This is a genomic window from Pseudoalteromonas sp. PS1M3, from assembly GCF_016865405.1.
Classification (GTDB): Bacteria; Pseudomonadota; Gammaproteobacteria; order Enterobacterales; family Alteromonadaceae; genus Pseudoalteromonas; species Pseudoalteromonas marina.
In genome coordinates this window covers 1,240,937-1,260,809 of sequence record NZ_AP022624.1, presented here as the reverse complement: position 1 = coordinate 1,260,809, position 19,873 = coordinate 1,240,937, and the positions used below count along the sequence as shown (strand labels likewise).

Sequence of the window (19,873 nt, the reverse complement as noted above, 5' to 3'; positions counted from 1 at the left end):
AACTTGGCGTTTAACTACTTAGTTTTTATAAAACTGACTGTCCTTGGTGATGGTAATACTCGCATCTTCCTGCGCGGTAACTACAAATCTTAATTTACTTACTTTTTGTTTAATATCGTAACCATCAGCGGTAACCGTAACCGGTATTTTTTTCATTAAACCAGGTTGTACGAGTGTTGCCTTTGGACTTTTAAGCGTTGCCCCAGGTAACCCCTCAATAGCGATTGTGTAGTGCATTGATTGCTGTGTTTTGTTAATAATGGTTAGTGTGTATGGGTTTTCAACTAGGCCCTCATAATTTACTCTGTAGAGTGCGTTTCTATCACGAAGCACTGAAGCCTCTATGGGTGTACGCTGCATCATCCATGCAAACATCGATAGGATAAGTAAGGCAGTTAACGCACCATAGCCAACAAGCTTTAATCTAAATGGGTTGGTTTTTTTACCTTCCATCTGTTTTTCACTCGCGTATTTAATTAAGCCTTTGTCGTAGCCAAACTTATTCATTGTGTCATCGCAGGCATCAATACATAAACCACAGTTTATGCACTCATATTGCAAGCCATTTCTTATATCAATACCCGCAGGGCATACCTCCACACATAAATTACAGTCTACACAATCGCCTAGGTTTAATGACTTTGGATCAGCTTTACGCTTACGTGGGCCACGGTTTTCTCCTCGTTCAGCATCATAAGTAACAACTAAGGTATCTTTATCAAACATCACTGACTGAAAACGAGAATACGGGCATGCAATGGTGCACATTTTTTCTCTTAAAAAACCAGCATTACCGTACGTACACCCAGCAAAAAAAAGCACCCAAAATGTGGTAATGCCAGACCAATCAAACGAAAGCATGTTTAAGTATAAATTTTTAGCCGGAATAAAATACGCCATAAATGAGGTCGCTGTTAAAACCGAAATAACTATCCACACGCTGTGTTTAGCTATTTTTTTACGCCACGTGCTAAATGTCCATTTTGACTTATCTAATTTAATGCGCTGATTGCGTGTACCTTCTATTCGTTGCTCAACCCATGTAAACATCAACATCCATATTGTTTGTGGGCACGTGTAACCGCACCAAACTCGGCCAAGCCAATTAGTAACAAAAAATAACGCAAAGGCTCCCACCATAAAAAGCATGGCTAAAATCATAAAGTCTTGAGGAAGAAGTGTTAATCCAAAAATAGTAAAGGTTTGTGTTGCGACATCTAACAGTACAGCCTGCTGACCGTTATATTGAATCCATGGAATGGCAATAAACGTTAACATTAGCAACCAGCCTAAATTACGGCGTATACGTTGAAAAAAGCCTTTTTGCTCGCGAATATAAATTGGCCCTGAGTTATAGGGCTTAATGATCATGTCTTGCTCTTTAATATCAAACTTCATGTTACTTACTTAATTAGAACGGATGTTGTTTAAGTATTTGCAACTTTCAGACCAAACTGAAACTTTATTTAATCTATTGATATTAAATAACTTTATAATTCACGCGCTTTTTATAATCGTGATATATAACGAAAGCCGTTATATATCGCGATTATTTACTAATTCCTAGCTTTCTCATTTTTGAGCGAAGTGTACTTTCAGGTAATCCTAACTTAAGTGCAGCACCTTTACTTCCAGAAATTTGCCCGTTACAAAGTGTTAAAACACGGCTTATATGCAGCCTTTGCGCCTCATCGAGGGTAAGAGACTCGTCAACATTTTGCGTAGTGTCACCATTGAGTGGTTGATTGAGCTGTAAAACAGATTGTTTGGACAAAATGGCTTCTCGCTCCAGTACATTTTGCAGCTCTCTTATGTTACCAGGCCAATCGTAGGCTTGAAGCTTAGTAACTGCTTTTTTACTTAGCCCTTTTAACTGCTTCCCTAAGCGTTTATTTAATTGCTGTATGAGGTTGCTGCATAAGTAAGGAATATCTTCTTTTCGCTCTCTGAGGGCTGGCACTTTAATAGGAAATACATTAAGTCGATAATATAAATCTATTCTAAAACTGCCCTTTTGCACCATTTGCCACAAATCGCGGTTTGTAGCCGCTATAACTCGAATGTTTACACTCAAAGTTTGGCTACCACCAACCCGTTCAAATTCTTGCTCTTGTAGCACTCTTAGTAGCTTACTTTGTGATTCTAGAGGTAATTCGGCTATTTCATCTAAAAAAAGTGTGCCTTTATCGGCCAGTTCAAATCGGCCTTTACGACGTTCGTTAGCCCCCGTAAAAGCGCCTTTCTCATGCCCAAACAGCTCAGACTCCAATAAACTTGGTGTAAAAGCTGCACAATTTACTTTAATAAAGGCATGCTTGCTGCGTTTGCTTAACCTATATAAATTGCGTGCTACTAGCTCTTTACCTGTGCCATTTTCTCCCAGAATAAGCACGGTAGTGTCGGTTTCACTCACTAATTTGATTTGCTCTAACATGGTTTGGAACACATGGCTTTGCCCTACAAGCCCAGAGTCTTGCCAGTCCTGATTTAACTCTGCTATTAAATAGCTATTCTCGTCTTTTAACTGCTCACTCAGCTGCTTTATTTTTTTAAGTGCGTTTTGTAAATCATTTTGGGTTTGTTGCTGCTGCGATATATCACGAAAAATAGCAACGGCACCAATAAGTTGATTTTTTCGATACACTGGGGTGGATGTATATTCAACAGCAAACGAGCTACCGTCTTTGCGCCAAAACACTTCATTGTTAACTTCACGGCGTTTACCATCAAACATGGTACAGTAAATTTGACACTCATCTGCAGGGTAAGGCGTGCCATCGGCACGAGTATGGTGATGATATTGATGTATTTTTTTTCCTAGTAGCTCCTCTGCCTTCCACCCTGTCATGCGCTCTGCTGCTGGGTTTACAAATACAGCGTTTCCAGACAAGTCGAATCCGTAAATTCCCTCACCCACGGCATTAAGTAATAACTTTGGATCGTTTAAAAATTGCTTTATCATAACTACGCCTCGCGAAATATCACGAGTATTATGACAACTTTAACACATTACTGCACCAGTAACTTTGTATCGATATTAGCTCAGCATTTATGCGAAATGACTAAAAAGCGCACGCACATCAATTTTTGCCCCCAAACGAGCAGCTATTAAATACAAACCGGCTAGTTTTCGGTGTATAAACAACGCATCGACGGGTGGAGTGTGCCACTGCTGTGATTGAGCACTAAGTGCAAGCCCAGCATCCTTAATTTTAAGTGCTAACTGGCTATGTTTAAAATCAAATTCACCATCATGCCTGAGCGGTTCGCACGCCATTAAAAACAAGTCGATTACGTTATTTTTATAATTATCCATAATGTCATCTTTAAAATAACCAATTTGCGATGCTGCTTTTAATACGCCCTCTCGGCTGTTATCGCTACCTGCTTTAAATAGTGCCAAATACGCTGAACTCAACTCGGTTGATATTTCTCGCGTTGCACCAAAATCAAATAAAACGATTTTTTGTGTCTCTGTTTGATAATGAAAATTAGCAAAGTTAGGATCCGTTTGAATGAGTTTAAATTCAAACATTTCTTTAAAAAATAAATTAATAAGCTGCTCAGCAACAAAACTTCGCTGGCTTTGTGGCTGCTCTGTGATGCTCTCTATGGGTTCAGCATTAACATATTCCATTGTAAGCACTTGCTGCGTACTGTGCGAAGTGTAAACATCAGGCACTTTAAAGTGAGCATTGCCGTTGAGTGCATTTTTGTAACGTATTAAATAATCTGCTTCTCGCAGGTAATCTGCTTCTGCAAGTAATTGTGCCTTAGCCTCATTCACAAGGGGTTTAATGTCGAGATCTTTAGGTAATAGGCGCGATAGGGTTAACAGCGTAATCACGTTATCTACGTCGCTCTCAACACTCTTTGCAATACCCGGGTACTGAACTTTAACTGCGAGCTTATCGCCATTTTCTTGATACGCTAAATGCACTTGCCCAATAGAAGCCGCTGCAAAAGGTCTGAGTTCAATATGAGAAAAACGAGAAAGCCAGTCGTCCCCCCATTGTTCTTTTAAAACTTCAACCAGCTGCTTATGCGGCATTGGATTTGCGTCAGAGCGCAACAAAGCGAGTAACTGGGCAAGCTCAGGACTGAGCAAATCACCAGCATCCATAGATAGAAGCTGGCCTAATTTCATTGCTGCTCCGCGTAAGTGGGAGAGCTGCACAGCAAGTTTTTCAATATTTTTAGGTTGCAGAAGTAAGCGTTTGTTATCCCACCCTTTACCTGTTAGTGCACTTTTAGCGCCATCAACCAGCATATTACCCGCAACGCCTGTTGCTAATGAGCCTAATTTTGCAAAACGAGAAAGTCTCGATGTGGGCACGTTACGCGGTGCTGCCATAATATAATGAACCTAATTAGCTTATAGTTAGGTTATTTAATACGATTAATTAAGGCAGGCCGATCTGATTAGCCTGGTTATTTATAATCTAGGAACCAGTTTAATTGCACCTTGCGATACTTTCATGTCGAGTGGTAATTTGCTCAATAGCATCATTTTAGGATCGTTCATGTTTAACGTATATACAGGGTTGTTAGCCAAAAAGGTATTGATTACACCCATTGCTTGATCGTCAAGCGCGCCAATGTTGCCTCTAAAGCCACCAGCATCAACGCTTGAGCCCAGTAGTTTAATATTACGCAAAAACACTGCTTTTTTCTCGCTATCGTAAAATGGGCTGCCCTCTATTTGAAGCTTTAAACGAATTGGGTATTTAAGTGCAAAAGCGTTGATCTCTGCGCTAGAGTCAGCGCCAAGTAAAACAACATCACGATTATCTGGCCCTATATCAACACTTAAATCATTAACGTTAAGCTGAACAGGTAATCCCATTAGCTTTACTTTTTCGCTTAACTTTGGCAACTCTTTAGCTAATACGCTTTCTACTTCAGCATTTGTAAATGAATATACCGATACACCTTGCGTGCTATTACAGGCAGTTAAAAAAAGCGTAGTAATAAGTAATAAAAATCTCATGGTAAATCCTTTGTTTGGTTGATATAAAAAGCCGCTATTTAAGCGGCCTTTTAAAGTTTTAATCAACATTTAAAGTAATGTTAATGATTAAGCTGCAAGTGTCGTCTTTAATCGAGCTAGTGTGTCAGGTTCAACTGAACCGTTACTGAGCGCGAGCAACTGTTTTAAATAATAATTTAAATCAGCATGATCGCCACGGTGTTTATCATCAAGCATAGCAACTTGCTCTGCCATTCTAAGTGATGCATTTGGCGAACTCACATTTGCTAAAATTTCCATACGCGTTACAAGTTGCTCTTCGTTAAGCGTTGTTTTTAGCGGTGCTTGATACTGAGCAGGTACTTCTTCATTATTTTGAAGCGCATTAAGTAAGGCATCTAAGTTAGCCTGCTCTGATTTAGTGATAAGCAATGACACTTTTTCATCTATGGCTTTAAGCAAAGTAGTCACTTTTGGCGCAAGCGTTCTGAATTGTGCATAACCCTTTACCTTCGTTTCTAGGTCATGAAGTTGCGCACGTTGTTCAACCGCCTCTAGTACCGCTTCTAATTCAGCAAGCTCTGCAGCGGCTTGCTTGTCTGACTCATTCTGTTCAAGCTTTTGTTGCTCAAATTCAGTGCTGCGCTTACTAAATGCTTCATCGTTATATTGACGAAACTTTTGCCACAACGCATTTTCAGCTTTCAAGCCCGCAAAGCCAATTGTTTGCCATTGCTGCTGCATTTGCTTTAACGTCTGGCAAGCACTTGCTAAGTCGTCACTTTGTGATAGTTGCTGTGCTTGTTCTACTAAATCATTTTTAAGCGCAGCATTACCTTTATGAAACGCATTTAATAAACCAAGCACCTGTTGTTGCTCATTTTTATAGCGTTCATTTAAAACTCGATATGTTTTAGGGTCAACTTTTCCTACACTGCGCCATGCTTTATTTAGCCTATTGTATTGGCTTTCAAACTGTTTCCAATCAAAGCCTTCTTCGCTAGTAGGCTCTGTGCTAAGCACGTGCATATCAGTAATGATGCTTTCACGTTGCAACTTAGCTGCATCGCGGTTTTTTTCTTGCTCGGCAAAGTAACTACGACAAGGTGCAAACAACAATTCAATATGTTCGTCAAACTGAACACCTTGTTGTTTTTCTTCATCTGTATCTAAACGGCCAAGCTCATTCCAACGTGTGCGAAACATTTTTACTTGTTCTGCACGTTGTTGCGGGTCGGTACATTCTTGCTCGGTTAACGCGGCTACTTCTTCAAGTAACGCAACACGCTTTGGTGCAGCGGCGTATTTTTGCCAATCTTTTGCGTCAGCAAGCTGCTGCTCTAGCTCTGCTTTAATATTTTCAAGTGGTTGCTGGTAGCGTGCTGTTAATGTATTAAATAGCTCTTCAAAACCTTTAAATACACCAAATGCCACATTGAACCGGCCTTCTTCAATTAAGCGCTTAACATCACGAGCTTTTCGCTTTGCTTGGCTTTGATTTTTTTCAAGCGGTTTAACTAACTCATTCATTGGTACTAAAAACTGCTTTTTATGCGCGTTTAACTCAGTTTTAAACTTGCCTTGCAGTGCGCTGTCTAACATAGCTATATGCCCACGCGTTTCTTTAAACGCTTGATTAAACGCTGAAATAATATCGTCATATTGCTCAATGCTTTGCGCTGGTTCAATTTTTTGTAAGGCGTTCAATGCCTCTTTATATTGAGCAATTACCGTTGTTAGTTCGGGTAATTTAGCCACTTGTGAAAATAAAGTCTCAAGCCTTGTTATTACCGCTTTAGACTGTGCGCTATTTTCAAGCTCAGTCTCTGTGATCGCTTGTTTTGCTTGGGCTACTTTAGCGTCAAGCCAATCTTGTTGAATTTGCTCTGGGGTTTCTAAACCTAATTGAAGCGCATTTTCAATTTCATCACTTAATGCTTCAAGCGTTGCTAAAGCCAATAATTGACGCTGTTTTAATGCTAAACGTTGCTGTTCTTTGTCGTGCTCAGCTTTAAGTTGCGCTATATGAGTATCAAGCTTGCTGGTAATAGCTATGTACTTTTCATCTAGCGATTTTATACGCTCTGCTGATAGCCATTTAAGCTCTAATGCTTGCCATTGAGCCATTAATTCAGCAGCTTGTGGGTTTACCAACGCAAAGTCTGTTTTTTCACGTAACGCATTAAGTTTTGCTAAAATAACGCGCGTTGAATTTTCAACTTCTTGTGGCATTTCTTTGGCCAGACGCTCATTTTCAATATGCGTATCAAGGGTGCTTTTCGCTTCCCCTCTAGCATGTTTAGCAAGTGGTTTGGTAAGCTGGTGGTTAATAACTAACTCCACTAGCTGCTTTTGTAATTCTTCACTGCCTTCTTTAAAAGCTTTTTCTACTAATTTTGGGTTTGCTAAACGCTTAAGTAGTTTAACGCGAACTTTTAGTTCTTTCTCTGCAAACGCTAGTTTTTCTAATGTTTTTACAGGCGCAAAGCGTTCTATATATTCACTTTTAATTTGCGGTGTTAGTGTGCTTTCACTGTTTAAAACCGCGTTAGATATTTGCTGCTCAGCTATATCCTTCAACGCTTGGTCTTGCTTATAGGCTTTCCACCAAAGTGGTAAATCATTTACCTTTTGAAGCGCTTTTCGGCGTATTTCTGCAGAGCTGTCTTCTAATGCAAGTGTATTTAAAATACTTGCATCGCGCTGCGTATCTAGCTTTTCAATTGCATCAAGACGTACCTGTTGCTTAGGGTGTTTCCATTTTGGCGTAAAAAGGTGCTTAAAGATCATGTTCACTAAACCTAGCTATTTCGTTGTCTGATTTGAATTCTTTTTGTAGTTGCGCTTTTGTCTTTTGGATCATTTCACCATTAGCACCAATCGTAAATTGCTCGTTCGATTGAGCCACCTTTGCTTGATACAACATAACCAACTGCACTGTTTGTTGCTTTTGCTCATCTGATAACACAGTGCCATCTGGCCATTTGCCAGTGGATGCACCATATTGCAGGCGTTCAAATAATTCTGGAGTAATATTTTCTACGAGTTTATCGATATTCATGTCATCTTTTCTTTTTAAGAGTCACTAAAATAATACGGTTAATAAGATACCAAATGCACCCTACGCCAATGGCGATGGTGTAAGCATACCACTCAAGGGTTTCTTTTTGCGGTTGTAAAAAATATAAACAGAAAAAACCACCCAAAAATAAAATAAGTGCTAGGAAAGAGTGATTTATAAACATCTGCTTTTTTTTAATTTGCTGTTCGCGCTGAAGTTGTTGAACCTGCTCGTCATTTAGCTCTGAAATGTTACTTTCGCAATGCGGACATTGCTTGTATTTATCTGAAATTGATTTTGCACATTTTGGGCAACGAATAATCGCCATACATCTCTCCATACTACGCATAAAAAAAGCGCCTTGCGGCGCCTTTATTGTACTTGTTTTATTTGTTGTTGTCTTTTTTGAATTTAAAGCAATAACAGATAATGTAACTTTCTTTTTATTGGTTTAAACCCGTTTATCCAATCAAACTTGCAAGTACACTGTGTATTAAATTACTCAGGATCCTTAGATTGTTTTTCAAGGCGTTTTTCCCAGAAAGTAGCGTTTTTTATACCTAACTTAATTGGGTCAAAGGTAATTTTACCGCCTTTTTTCTTTTGCTCTTCGTAATCGCTTAAACATAACAGTGCCGGTTTTGCGACAAAGAAAATAGCTAAAATGCCTAAGATGTTGATCCACGCCATTAAGCCTACACCTATGTCACCAATGCTCCAAATATACCCAGAGCTATTAACCATTCCGTACGCCACCATAAACATGATCACAAACTTCACAATAACCAGTGGAATACTTCCTTTAAAGTAACGATTTAAGTAAGCAATGTTTGTTTCCGCAATGAAGTAGTAAGCTAAAATAGTAGTGAACGCAAAGAAGAATAACGCAATACCTACAAATGCCTCACCAAAACCGCCAAATACGCTAAACAAAGCCATTTGCGTAAATGCTGCAGAGCCTACTTCAGTTGCTGCGTCAACATTTTGTACAATAAATTGACCAGCTGGTAGCTCGCCAACAATGTTGTATTGTTGTGTTAACAAAATCATCAGTGCAGTTGCTGTACATACGAAGATGGTATCTACGTACACTGAAAAAGCCTGAACTAAACCTTGTTGCGCTGGGTGGTCTACTTCTGCCGCAGACGCTGCATGAGGACCTGTACCTTGACCCGCTTCATTTGAATATATTCCGCGTTTTACACCCCAGCCAATTGCAGCTCCAAATCCGGCTTGAGCTGTAAAGGCGTCGCTTATTATCATAGCAAAAATATCAGGCACTCTATCGATATGTAAAAACACAACGATTAAGGCAAGTACTATGTAGCCCAAAGCCATAAATGGCACAACAATTTGAGTAAAGTTGGCAATACGTTTTATACCACCAAAAATGATAAAGGCTAAAACGATAAGAATAATAGCCAGCGCAACTAGCTTAAAGCTGCCTACATCGCCAAAGCTGGTCGAAACCATAGTACCGTCGCCAAATACTTGAGTAAATGCGTTACCTACCGCATTTGCTTGTACACCTGGTAGGAAAACACCACACGCAACAACGGCAGAAATAGCAAACAAGATAGCTAACCATTTTTGCTTTAAACAACGGTCAAAGTAATACGCTGGACCACCACGATATTGACCGTTTTCTTCTTCTTTATAAATTTGACCAAGAGTTGATTCAGCGAAGGCTGTACTTGCACCTAAAAATGCAACAACCCACATCCAGAAAATAGCCCCTGGGCCACCAAAACCGATAGCAGCAGCAACACCAGCAATGTTACCAACACCGACTCGCCCCGATAGAGACACTGCAAGTGCTTGAAAAGAAGAAATACCTTTTTCAGATGTGTTAGGACTAAAAAGTAATTTACACATTTCTTTAAAATGTCTGACTTGGGCAAATCGAGTTAATACAGAATAAAACAAGCCCGCGCCAAGGCATAAGTAAATAAGGGCATTACTCCAAACAACATCATTAACAGCGCTTACAAAAGCTTCCATGGATATCCTCTATAGTTATATTTTTTATTATGAATTACGAGACTCTGTTTTAGCTACTCAGAATGCGCGACACAAAACGATTAAAAATCGGGCTTAAATACGCCTACCTTTAATTCGATTGTTATTGATATTAACTTAAGTGAGCTAACTTTGTTAACACTTAATTTTCATATTTACAGATAAAACGTGCGCTTCGACGTATTATTTGAGGGTTATTTAACCAGCAATTAGTTTGTTTGAATATAATGGAGGTTTATAGAAAGTAATTTAAATAGACTGCTGGTTGAGGGGTTTATAAAACGATTTTATATATTAACTAATTTTAAATTTGTGTATAAAAAAGGCATCAATAATTGATGCCTTTTATCAGTACTCTATCTTAGCGTATCAACCACATTAACAATGGCTGCTAACGTGTCTTGACCAAACTGATACGAGCGACGATCTGACCAGCCATAGTCAGGATCTGGTAAATCGTTATTGTCTTTAAATGGCATTTCAATCGTGTATGTAAGCGCTTTAAACTCTTCAGCCGTTGCCGACGATGCAACGGTTAATAGAGCTTGGCCTGGCTCATCTTTCGGGTAACCGTGTTCGTCTTGAAACTCCGGTGTTATTGTTAATAACGCCGCTTTAAAGCTGTCTTCTAAATTTTTAAGTCGCTCATCGTAACTTGGAATACCTTCGCTGCCAGCAACAAAGTTATAAGGAATGGCTTCATCACCATGAATATCAAGGTGCATATCTAAGCCTGTTTCGCGCATTTTATTGAGGACTAAATACACTTCAGGGCTATTTTCCATACTAGGTGTTTGCCATTCGCGATTTAAGTTAACACCTTTAGCATTAGTACGTAAATGACCACGTACACTGCCATCTGGGTTCATATTTGGCACGATGTAAAATACAGCCTTTGATAACAATGCGGCAGCATGTGGGTCTTCATCATCAAGTAACTTATGGAGTAATCCCTCTACAAACCACTCTGCCATAGTTTCACCTGGATGCTGGCGTGCTGTTACCCAAATTACTTTTTTATCTTCGCTTGGCTCGCCAATTTTTAATACGCTCATATCGCGCCCATCAAGTGTTTCACCCAATGTTTGAAGTTGGCAAGCACCTTGCGTTTGCGCCCACGACAATAAATCTAAATGGCGGTCATAGCTATATGGTGCGAAGTAAGCAAAATAAACACTGCCGCACTCTGGCTCTATTTCAAAACTTAGCGTGCCATTTTCATAGTTTGATGGAACACGAAACCATGTTTGGCGATCGTAAGATGCGACTGCTTGATAGCCTTCCCACCCATCTGGGTATGCTGATTTTTCAAGCTGATTAATATTAAGCTTATGTAATTGGTAAGGCGTTGTTTCTAATCGAAAGTGAAACCACTGATAAAATTCAGAGTTGTGGTCGTTATTAATCTCTAATTGAATATTAAGCGGATCGGTTACATCAATTACCTTGATATTACCACTGTCGAAATTACTACTGATTTTCATGAAAAAACCTTTAATTTGAATAAGCTCATCTGCATTTTAACTCGCAGAACTAACACCACGAATAATACTACTCGCAGTAAATACAGTGTATTTTATAACTCTAACACGCACTGTATTGGAATAAGCAAAGCGTAGCACAAGGCATACACTTTAAAAATGATTGCACATTAAAAAAGCCAGCTAAACGCTGGCTTTTAAATACTACATATACATTAGCGTGGTAAGCTTGGGAATGACACTTCAGCCATATCTCGCATACAACGTACTACTTGGCAGCTATAGCCAAATTCATTATCGTACCATACGTATAATACAATACGATTATCGTCAACAATTGTCGCTTGTGAGTCAACAACACCTGCATAACGGCTGCCTACTAAATCGGTAGACACTATTTCTGTTGATGCAGTGTAATCAATTTGGTCACGTAAATCTGAGTGAAGCGCTGTATCGCGTAAAAATGCATTTAGTTCTTCAACTGATGTATTAGTTGCTAAGTTTAAGTTTAAAATAGCAAGCGATACGTTAGGTGTAGGAACACGAATAGCGTTACCTGTTAACTTACCTTCAAGCTCTGGCAATGCTTTAGATACAGCTTTAGCTGCGCCTGTTTCAGTTATTACCATGTTAAGCGCTGCGGCACGACCACGACGTTCGGCTTTGTGATAGTTATCAATTAGGTTTTGATCGTTTGTGTATGAGTGAACGGTTTCAACGTGACCATTATTAATACCAAACTTATCGTTTAACGCTTTTAATGTTGGTGTGATTGCATTTGTTGTACAACTTGCTGCACAGACAATTTTATCTTCAGATAAAATATCTTGGTTATTTACACCATATACGATGTTTTTAATATTGCCTTTAGCCGGTGCTGTTAATAATACTTTAGCTGCACCTTTACACTCTAAATGCTGACCAAGGCCTGCTTCATCTTTCCAAATACCTGTGTTATCAACAATTAACGCATTATCGATACCGTATTGGGTGTAATCAATTTCACTAGGTGAATTTGCATAAATAACCTGAATGTAACTGCCGTTCGCTTTAATCGCGTTGCGCTCTTTATCAATGGTGATTGAACCATTAAATGGACCATGAATTGAATCGCGACGTAATAAACTAGCGCGCTTTTCAAGGTCACCTTCTTTACCACCACGCACAACGATTGCACGTAGACGTAAATCGGCGTAAGGACCCGATTTTTCAATTAATAAGCGAGCAAGCAAACGACCAATACGACCAAAACCATAAAGAACTACATCGCGAGGTTCTTTCACTGTTGAATCGGCTATTTCTGCTAATTCATCTTTAACGAACTCTTCAACTGAACGGCCATTAGCAACGTCGCTGTATAAATAGCTGTATGCTAACTTACCAATATCAATGCGAGCAGAGTTTAATTCCATTTTACTGATTGCTTCTAAAAACGGGAAGCTTTCACGTAAACGTAATTTTGTGCCTTCAAATTGTGCAACAGTTTTGTGAGATTTAATAATTTCAATAGTGCTGGCATTTACGAGAGGACGACCATATACGGCAATTTCAATACCACGATTACGGTAAAGTTTACCAATGATAGGTTGCATGCTTTCAGCGTAATCTTGGCGCTCTTGCCAACTATTTGTGTATTCTAACTCGTGAGATGAGGTCATTTTATTTACCTAAGTTTATCATTTTGAACGGATAGCCTTTAAAAGTGCACTATATTTTGAGAGTAATGCACTTCAGGCAAGGCTATTCTAATTTAATCTGAAGTTATTCTCTACTGTTAGGCGTTAAATGATTGCGCTAGAATGGCTGCGTAGATATTTATTTGGGGTTTAGGAATGCTAAAAAGAGCAAGTTTACTACTTGGATTACTAACATTAGCGGGTTGTGAAGAACCTGTGACGCTAGCAAAAGTTTGTAAGGAAACACCCGGCTTTTGTTCTGATTTAAACAAAGACAGCCATTGTAAAGACGAGCGTGCTGAAGTTATCTTAAAGCGTTACAGTGAATACAAAGAGCCAACGGATGAAAATAAATATCAATTATTAAAAGAATTTGAAACATACAACCAATGTATAACACTGGCGGCTAAAATTGAGCACATAAAGCTCAAAGCTAAGAAGACGTCTCGCATAGATGGACAACTCACTAGCATTAAAGAAATGACGCGCCTTTATCAAGACACTATTGATACAAATCACCCCGGTTTACTTTATTACCATTGGTCCAGAAACAATAATCAAGGTGCATTAAATAAGCTATTGGCTATAGAAGACGATCCGAGTGTTACACAAAGTGCTGAAATGCAGTTTTTTTTAGCGTCGTATTACATTAAGTTTGATGACGAAAAAACGATTGATTTGCTCTATAAAACGCTAGAGTTAAATCAAAAAGGGCGCATACCCAATCCTGAGGTGTACACATCACTTATCAGCCTGTTTTATAAACATGATAAATTTAAACATGCATATATATTTTCAAAAGTAGCGCAAATGTCGGGAATCGAAAATATAGATCTATTTGAAATAGAGCAGGAACTCTTAAGTACTGGTAAAAACTTATCTGGACTTGATTCACTTGCCGAGCAAACCTATCAACAAGTATTAGAGGGTGAATTTGTATCACCTAGAGAATTTTAGATAATAAACCCCGCTTAAGCAGAGTTAAGCGAGGAATAAATAAAAAGGCAGCTTTCGCTGCCTTTTTTTATTTTGCTTTGCTGGTGCCCACTTCAACACGAGTCTTTAATTTTTGACCCGGTCTAAAGGTGACAACACGACGCGCCGAAATAGGAATGTCTTCGCCTGTTTTCGGATTACGCCCTGGTCTTTCTTTTTTGTCTCGAAGATCAAAGTTACCAAATCCAGAAAGCTTAACCTGCTCTCCTTTTTCTAGCGCTGAGCGGATTTCTTCAAAAAACGCTTCAACTAAATCTTTGGCATCTTTTTTATTGATCCCGAGCTTTTCAAATAGGTGTTCAGCTATGTCGGCTTTAGTAAGCGCCATATCTAGTCCCTCAACGATGCATTAAACTTTTCGGCCAATTCGGCCACCACGTTATCAACTACTAGATTGATATCTTTCTCTTCGAGTGTTCTATCAACCGCTTGCAGTGTTAGAGCAATCGCCAAACTCTTATAATTTGGCTCAATACCTTTGCCCTTATACACATCGAATAAGTTTAGGTCAACCAATTGATTTCCGCCAACTTTTTCTATAGCGTTTAAAATATCACCAGATTTAACGCTGTCGGCCACTAAAATCGCGATGTCGCGACGGTTTGAAGGAAATTTAGACACGCTTTCTGCTTGTGGTAAATTTCTTTTTTCAATTGCTGACATTTCAATTTCAAATACAAAAGTTGCGTTATTGATATCTAACGACTTTTGCGCTTGAGGATGTAATGCACCAAAAAAACCAACCTTTTTACCATCAACATAAATAACAGCTGACTGGCCCGGATGAAGTCCATCTGACTGCTCTGCTTTAATTTCAAAGCGACTTACATCGTTAGTGATCGCAAGTAATGCCTCAACATCCCCTTTTAAGTCATAAAAGTCGACATTGCGCTTTTCTTCAACCCAATGTTCGCCATGAACCAAACCAGTAATAACGCCACCAATAACAGGCACTTGGTATACACCATTTTCTGCATTTTCATCGCTTATAAATTTAAGACCATGCTCAAATAAACGAATACGTGGTTGTTGACGATTTTGGTTGTATGCAACAGACGCCAATAGACCCGGCATTAAGCTAACACGCATTGCTGACATTTCAATTGAAATAGGATGCGGTAGAACAAGTGCGTCACTTTGAGGATGCAAAATAGCTTGTGCCTTAGGGTCAACAAAGCTGTATGTAATCGCTTCTTGGTAACCACGTGTTACTAACGTATTGCGGAATTTGCTTAGTGCAATGCTCGCTTCGTTATGAGTGGTCATCTTAAGTTTTGCAGTTGGTGCCACATTTGGAATACTGTTGTAACCGTAAACGCGTGCAACTTCTTCTATCAAATCTTCTTCAATGCGAATATCAAAACGGTAACTAGGTATGTCTGCACTCCAGCTCTCATTTTCTACTTTAACATCAAGACCTAAGCGAGTCAGAATATCAGTTACTTTAGCATCATCAATGTGATGACCTATTACGCGGTCTAAACGTGAACGACGCAATCGAACTTCAGTCACCTTAGGTAACTTATCAGCCGCCACGGCTTCTACTACAGGGCCTGCTTGACCGCCCACAATTTCAAGAAGTAGCGCTGTAGCACGCTGCATTGCATCGTGTTGTAGAGCAAAGTCTACACCACGTTCATAACGATGTGATGCATCAGTATGTAGGCCGTAACTACGTGCTTGACCTGCAATTGCTACCGGATTAAAGAACGCACTTTCGAGCAGTATGTCTGTTGTTTTTTCAGTAACACCTGATTGCTCACCACCAAAAATACCAGCAATGGCAAGTGCTTTATCATTATCTGCTATAACGAGTGTAGACTCGTTTAATTTAGCTGTATTACCATCAAGCAGTACTAGTTCTTCATCTGCATTTGCACTACGTACTTTAATGCCACCTTCAATTGCACTTAAATCAAATGCATGCATAGGGTGGCCAAGTTCGAGTAATACATAGTTAGTTACATCAACAACCGGATCGATTGAACGAACGCCACTACGACGTAATTTTTCAACCATCCATAACGGTGTTTCTGCATCAAGATTTATACCTTTTATTACACGACCTAAGTAACGAGGACATGCATCTTCGTTCACTAGCTCAATTGATACTTTGTCGTCAATTGTTGGAGCAACAGCAGGGATTTCTAATACGTTTACATCAATGCTGTTTAAAACGCCTACTTCACGGGCAAGACCTTTAATACCAAGGCAATCACCACGGTTTGGTGTTAAATCAACATCAATAATGTTGTCGTCAAGGCTTAAATAGTCACGTAAATCCGCGCCAATGGGTGCATCACTCGGTAACTCCATGATGCCCTCACCTTCTTCGCTAATGCCTAGCTCATCAAATGCACATAACATACCGTGTGAAGGCTGACCGCGAAGTTTTGCTTTTTTAATTTTGAAATCGCCAGGTAATACTGCACCAACGGTTGCAACCGCGACTTTAATTCCTTCACGACAGTTTGGCGCACCACAAACGATATCAAGCAGCTCATCGCCACCTACGTTAATTTTAGTAACGCGAAGTTTATCCGCATCAGGATGTTGACCACATTCAACAACTTCGCCTACTAACACACCATTAAATTTGGCTGCAGCTGGCTCAACGCCGTCAACTTCAAGGCCAGCCATAGAAAGCTGTTCCGACAGAGCTTGCGTATCAATAGCAGGATTAACCCACTCTCTTAACCACTTTTCACTAAATTTCATTTTATTGCTTCACTCTTAACGGAACTGGTTTAGGAATTTTAAGTCATTTTCAAAAAATGCACGTAAGTCGTTTACGCCGTAGCGCAGCATAGTTAAGCGCTCTACACCCATGCCGAATGCAAAACCAGTGTATTTTTCTGGATCAATACCTACAGACTTAAGAACGTTTGGATGTACCATGCCACAGCCTAGTACCTCTAACCATTTGCCGTCTTTGCCCATCACATCTACTTCAGCTGAAGGTTCTGTAAATGGGAAAAATGATGGACGGAAACGAATTTCCATATCTTCTTCAAAAAAGTTACGCAAAAAGTCATGTAATATACCTTTAAGCTCAGTAAAACTTACATCGGTATCAACCATTAACCCTTCTACCTGATGGAACATAGGTGTATGTGTCTGATCGTAATCGTTACGATACACACGCCCAGGTGAGATGATTCGTAGAGGTGGCTGTTCCGTTTCCATAGTACGAATTTGCACGCCACTTGTTTGTGTACGCAATACTAATTTAGGATTGAAATAAAAGGTATCATGATCAGCACGCGCAGGGTGATGTTCAGGGATATTTAAAGCATCAAAGTTATGAAAATCATCTTCAATCTCAGGACCTGATTTCACCTCGAAACCTAATTCACCAAAAAAGCTTTCAATACGCTCAATTGTCCGTGTTACTGGGTGTAATCCACCTGTAGGCATCACACGCCCAGGTAAAGTAACGTCAATTGTTTCAGCGGCTAGCTTTTCTTCTAGTGCCTTGCTTGCTAAAAGCTCACGTTTGTCGTTAATTGCAGCTTGTACATCTTGCTTAGCCTGATTAATTACCTGGCCTGCTTCTTTGCGTTCTTCAGGAGCAATTTTACCCAGTGTTTTAAGTAAGCTAGTGATTTCGCCTTTTTTACCAAGGTAGTTAACCCTGATCTCTTCTAGTTGCGCGATTTCACTGGCACTGGCTACCGCCTCAAGTGCTTGCGCTAATATATTTTCTAAGTTCATTCGATACCTGATCTTTCACAGAAGGTGATTACAATTTAATTGACTAATGATAACTGAAAGCGGGGTCTAGATTCTAGACCTACTAGAGCTTTAACGTTGATTTTATAAAGGGAATTGTTAATTTTCGCTGTGCGGCCATAGATGCATGATCTAATTTGTCTAATACATCGAGTAAAGCACGCATATCTCGACTTAGACGCGTTAGTAAAAAGCGTGCACATTCATCGCTTAACTCAAGCCCACGCATGTGTGCCCGCTTAACAAGCGCCTGCGCTTTATCATCATCACTCATTGAACGTATTTGAAAGGTGGTTCCCCAAGTCAAACGAGATTCTAAATCAGGAAGTGAGATATTTAACATATTTGGTAACAGGTCTGCTGTTACAACTAGCATTTTACCGGGTTCGTTAAAGCGATTAAAAAAATTAAATAGTGCCTTTTCCCAGGCATCGTTCCCTGCAACTAAGTGGACATCGTCTATACACAATACATCAAGCGCTTCCAGTCCATCGAGGACCATAGGGCCAAAATTGATAACCTCTCGCATAGAAAGTAACATGTTAGAAAGGCCACGTTCTTGCGCTTTTATGCACGTCGCGTATAACAAGTGAGACTTACCCGAATCACCCAATCCACACAAGTAAGTATATTGAAATGAATTTGCCAACTCAGAAAAGCTCGCTTTTAGATGGTTAACTTCTAATGAGTCCTCACCACCAAAGTACGATGCAAACGTCTCGTCATCTGGCAAAGTAACAGGCAACGCCATTTGCATTGGTTCATGACTTAGCACTATGGTTTTATCCATTGATATTCAAGGCTGTTTTTGTCAACAACATGATAAAAAGCGCGTGGATCAACGTAATCTTTAAAAGCAGAATCAAGACCTAGCGCTTTTTTTAAATCTGTAACATCGCCTGTATGATTCAATTTGTATTCAACAAACTCAGTCGTTTTTCGAGCAATCGTAACCTGTGTAACAACACTTAAACTCTGTAAACGTCTCTTAGCTAGTTCGACATCTACAAAATTTTCGGCCCCTTTTAAAGTTAAAATAGCTGAAGCTTGCTCGTAGTATGCATTGGGATCAATTGCATATTCACTTGCTAACCCTCTAGCTAGTGTATCTATCATTTGACTAACAATTTGTTGTTTATCACCAACTAAACGATTTTCATCAAACAAATCATCATTTGTAAATCGCCAATCTAAAACCCAGTTATTACTGTTATTGTCTTTGTACATTTTGGCAGTAATACTTCTTTCAGCACTATACCGCTGAGACGCCTCTTCTATAGGTCCTGAGAAATTACCCCACACCTCGGGTATTCCTACTAAACGTCTGTCTTGTAAATCCAGTAATGGCACAACAACAGGTAAGCCACGTCTTCGAGCATTATCGTAAATTAATTGTTCAAGCTGCGGATAGCTCTCTTGTGTTACTAACTCTCTTCGCCAATTATCTTCAATACCTAGCCAAATAGCGACTAAAGGACGCTGTGAACCCCATAGAGGTAGACTTAATTCTTTTATAAGCGCATTAATTTTACGTGCTTCAAATTTAACAATTAATTTTAACTGACCTTCAGCACGCTCATCGTATTCAAATTTAAGCATGTAATCGGAGATATCTTTAGTGCGCTGTTGAGCTAATCGATTTTGATCCGCCGTTTCATCACCACTTACTTTTACCAAAACATTAAGTAAAGCTTTACGGCTTGCCGCTAATCTACTATCTCTTGATTTATCATCAACTTTTAGAATATCTTGATATAGATCAGTGACTTCAACTGCTGAAACAGAAAAACAAATTAAAATGGATATTATGCTTATTAATAATCTATACACTGTATGTTAGTTCTTGGTTTTAAACTGATTTGATCCTAAATCAAAGCAAGTAACAAAGCAAAATTATATTTGTTACTGTGATATATTGATACTTATAGATTTAGCCTCT

Annotated in this window: 16 protein-coding genes; 1 reads left to right on the top strand and 15 read right to left on the bottom strand. The window is 39.4% G+C overall.

The annotated features are described in order from the left end of the window. Window positions 1-18 precede the first annotated feature (18 nt). The 10 genes from ccoG to PS1M3_RS05770 form a co-directional block, all read right to left on the bottom strand. Window positions 19-1,398: a cytochrome c oxidase accessory protein CcoG gene (gene ccoG, locus PS1M3_RS05815; protein ID WP_008132023.1), complete on the bottom strand. Its 1,380-nt coding sequence runs from the start codon at window positions 1,396-1,398 to the stop codon at window positions 19-21. 151 nt (window positions 1,399-1,549) lie between these two features. Continuing rightward, the gene (locus tag PS1M3_RS05810) at window positions 1,550-2,962 is read right to left on the bottom strand and encodes a sigma-54-dependent Fis family transcriptional regulator (protein WP_203986688.1); all 1,413 of its coding nucleotides are present in this window, start codon (window positions 2,960-2,962) and stop codon (window positions 1,550-1,552) included. Window positions 2,963-3,049: 87 nt separating this feature from the next. Next, window positions 3,050-4,354 (bottom strand): AarF/ABC1/UbiB kinase family protein, encoded by a 1,305-nt coding sequence (locus PS1M3_RS05805; RefSeq protein ID WP_008132025.1) that lies wholly within the window; start codon window positions 4,352-4,354, stop codon window positions 3,050-3,052. A gap of 81 nt (window positions 4,355-4,435) precedes the next feature. Beyond that, on the bottom strand, window positions 4,436-4,990 hold the full coding sequence (locus tag PS1M3_RS05800) for a DUF1439 domain-containing protein (protein ID WP_033025795.1): 555 nt from the start codon (window positions 4,988-4,990) through the stop codon (window positions 4,436-4,438). A gap of 87 nt (window positions 4,991-5,077) precedes the next feature. Then, the gene (locus tag PS1M3_RS05795) at window positions 5,078-7,759 is read right to left on the bottom strand and encodes a DUF349 domain-containing protein (protein WP_008132027.1); all 2,682 of its coding nucleotides are present in this window, start codon (window positions 7,757-7,759) and stop codon (window positions 5,078-5,080) included. After that, on the bottom strand, window positions 7,749-8,030 hold the full coding sequence (locus tag PS1M3_RS05790; RefSeq protein WP_006794492.1) for a YeaC family protein: 282 nt from the start codon (window positions 8,028-8,030) through the stop codon (window positions 7,749-7,751). The genes PS1M3_RS05795 and PS1M3_RS05790 overlap by 11 nt, the downstream gene beginning before the upstream one ends. Before the next feature lies 1 nt (window position 8,031). Beyond that, window positions 8,032-8,358: a hypothetical protein gene (locus PS1M3_RS05785; protein ID WP_008132029.1), complete on the bottom strand. Its 327-nt coding sequence runs from the start codon at window positions 8,356-8,358 to the stop codon at window positions 8,032-8,034. Window positions 8,359-8,528: 170 nt separating this feature from the next. Further along, window positions 8,529-10,031, bottom strand: a complete 1,503-nt coding sequence (locus PS1M3_RS05780) for a sodium:alanine symporter family protein (protein ID WP_008132031.1) — start codon at window positions 10,029-10,031, stop codon at window positions 8,529-8,531. A 374-nt stretch (window positions 10,032-10,405) separates the two neighbouring features. Continuing rightward, a complete protein-coding gene (locus tag PS1M3_RS05775) occupies window positions 10,406-11,533 on the bottom strand; it encodes a M14-type cytosolic carboxypeptidase (protein WP_010557231.1) in 1,128 nt (375 codons plus the stop codon). 212 nt (window positions 11,534-11,745) lie between these two features. Continuing rightward, window positions 11,746-13,188 carry a glyceraldehyde-3-phosphate dehydrogenase gene (locus tag PS1M3_RS05770; RefSeq protein ID WP_006794496.1) on the bottom strand — a complete coding sequence of 481 codons (1,443 nt, stop codon included), beginning with the start codon at window positions 13,186-13,188 and terminating at the stop codon, window positions 11,746-11,748. Window positions 13,189-13,362: 174 nt separating this feature from the next. Between PS1M3_RS05770 and PS1M3_RS05765 the strand changes: the two genes are divergently transcribed. Beyond that, on the top strand, window positions 13,363-14,163 hold the full coding sequence (locus PS1M3_RS05765; protein WP_010557230.1) for a DUF2989 domain-containing protein: 801 nt from the start codon (window positions 13,363-13,365) through the stop codon (window positions 14,161-14,163). Window positions 14,164-14,230: 67 nt separating this feature from the next. Here PS1M3_RS05765 and ihfA read toward each other — a convergent pair whose 3' ends face one another. From ihfA to PS1M3_RS05740, 5 genes are all read right to left on the bottom strand, one after another. Continuing rightward, window positions 14,231-14,530: an integration host factor subunit alpha gene (gene ihfA, locus PS1M3_RS05760; RefSeq protein ID WP_002960690.1), complete on the bottom strand. Its 300-nt coding sequence runs from the start codon at window positions 14,528-14,530 to the stop codon at window positions 14,231-14,233. 2 nt (window positions 14,531-14,532) lie between these two features. Then, window positions 14,533-16,920 carry a phenylalanine--tRNA ligase subunit beta gene (pheT, locus tag PS1M3_RS05755; RefSeq protein WP_203986685.1) on the bottom strand — a complete coding sequence of 796 codons (2,388 nt, stop codon included), beginning with the start codon at window positions 16,918-16,920 and terminating at the stop codon, window positions 14,533-14,535. A 15-nt stretch (window positions 16,921-16,935) separates the two neighbouring features. Then, the gene (pheS, locus tag PS1M3_RS05750; protein WP_006794499.1) at window positions 16,936-17,916 is read right to left on the bottom strand and encodes a phenylalanine--tRNA ligase subunit alpha; all 981 of its coding nucleotides are present in this window, start codon (window positions 17,914-17,916) and stop codon (window positions 16,936-16,938) included. Window positions 17,917-17,998: 82 nt separating this feature from the next. Then, window positions 17,999-18,709: a DnaA inactivator Hda gene (gene hda / locus PS1M3_RS05745; protein ID WP_008132045.1), complete on the bottom strand. Its 711-nt coding sequence runs from the start codon at window positions 18,707-18,709 to the stop codon at window positions 17,999-18,001. Further along, window positions 18,709-19,764 (bottom strand): DUF2066 domain-containing protein, encoded by a 1,056-nt coding sequence (locus PS1M3_RS05740; protein ID WP_203986682.1) that lies wholly within the window; start codon window positions 19,762-19,764, stop codon window positions 18,709-18,711. The genes hda and PS1M3_RS05740 overlap by 1 nt, the downstream gene beginning before the upstream one ends. Window positions 19,765-19,873 lie beyond the last annotated feature (109 nt).

Coding starts and splice junctions, on each gene's coding strand:
- ccoG (WP_008132023.1), bottom strand. CDS start 1,398: ATGAAGTTTGATATTAAAGAGCAAGACATGATCATTAAGCCCTATAAC.
- PS1M3_RS05810 (WP_203986688.1), bottom strand. CDS start 2,962: ATGATAAAGCAATTTTTAAACGATCCAAAGTTATTACTTAATGCCGTG.
- PS1M3_RS05805 (WP_008132025.1), bottom strand. CDS start 4,354: ATGGCAGCACCGCGTAACGTGCCCACATCGAGACTTTCTCGTTTTGCA.
- PS1M3_RS05800 (WP_033025795.1), bottom strand. CDS start 4,990: ATGAGATTTTTATTACTTATTACTACGCTTTTTTTAACTGCCTGTAAT.
- PS1M3_RS05795 (WP_008132027.1), bottom strand. CDS start 7,759: ATGATCTTTAAGCACCTTTTTACGCCAAAATGGAAACACCCTAAGCAA.
- PS1M3_RS05790 (WP_006794492.1), bottom strand. CDS start 8,030: ATGAATATCGATAAACTCGTAGAAAATATTACTCCAGAATTATTTGAA.
- PS1M3_RS05785 (WP_008132029.1), bottom strand. CDS start 8,358: ATGGCGATTATTCGTTGCCCAAAATGTGCAAAATCAATTTCAGATAAA.
- PS1M3_RS05780 (WP_008132031.1), bottom strand. CDS start 10,031: ATGGAAGCTTTTGTAAGCGCTGTTAATGATGTTGTTTGGAGTAATGCC.
- PS1M3_RS05775 (WP_010557231.1), bottom strand. CDS start 11,533: ATGAAAATCAGTAGTAATTTCGACAGTGGTAATATCAAGGTAATTGAT.
- PS1M3_RS05770 (WP_006794496.1), bottom strand. CDS start 13,188: ATGACCTCATCTCACGAGTTAGAATACACAAATAGTTGGCAAGAGCGC.
- PS1M3_RS05765 (WP_010557230.1), top strand. CDS start 13,363: ATGCTAAAAAGAGCAAGTTTACTACTTGGATTACTAACATTAGCGGGT.
- ihfA (WP_002960690.1), bottom strand. CDS start 14,530: ATGGCGCTTACTAAAGCCGACATAGCTGAACACCTATTTGAAAAGCTC.
- pheT (WP_203986685.1), bottom strand. CDS start 16,920: ATGAAATTTAGTGAAAAGTGGTTAAGAGAGTGGGTTAATCCTGCTATT.
- pheS (WP_006794499.1), bottom strand. CDS start 17,916: ATGAACTTAGAAAATATATTAGCGCAAGCACTTGAGGCGGTAGCCAGT.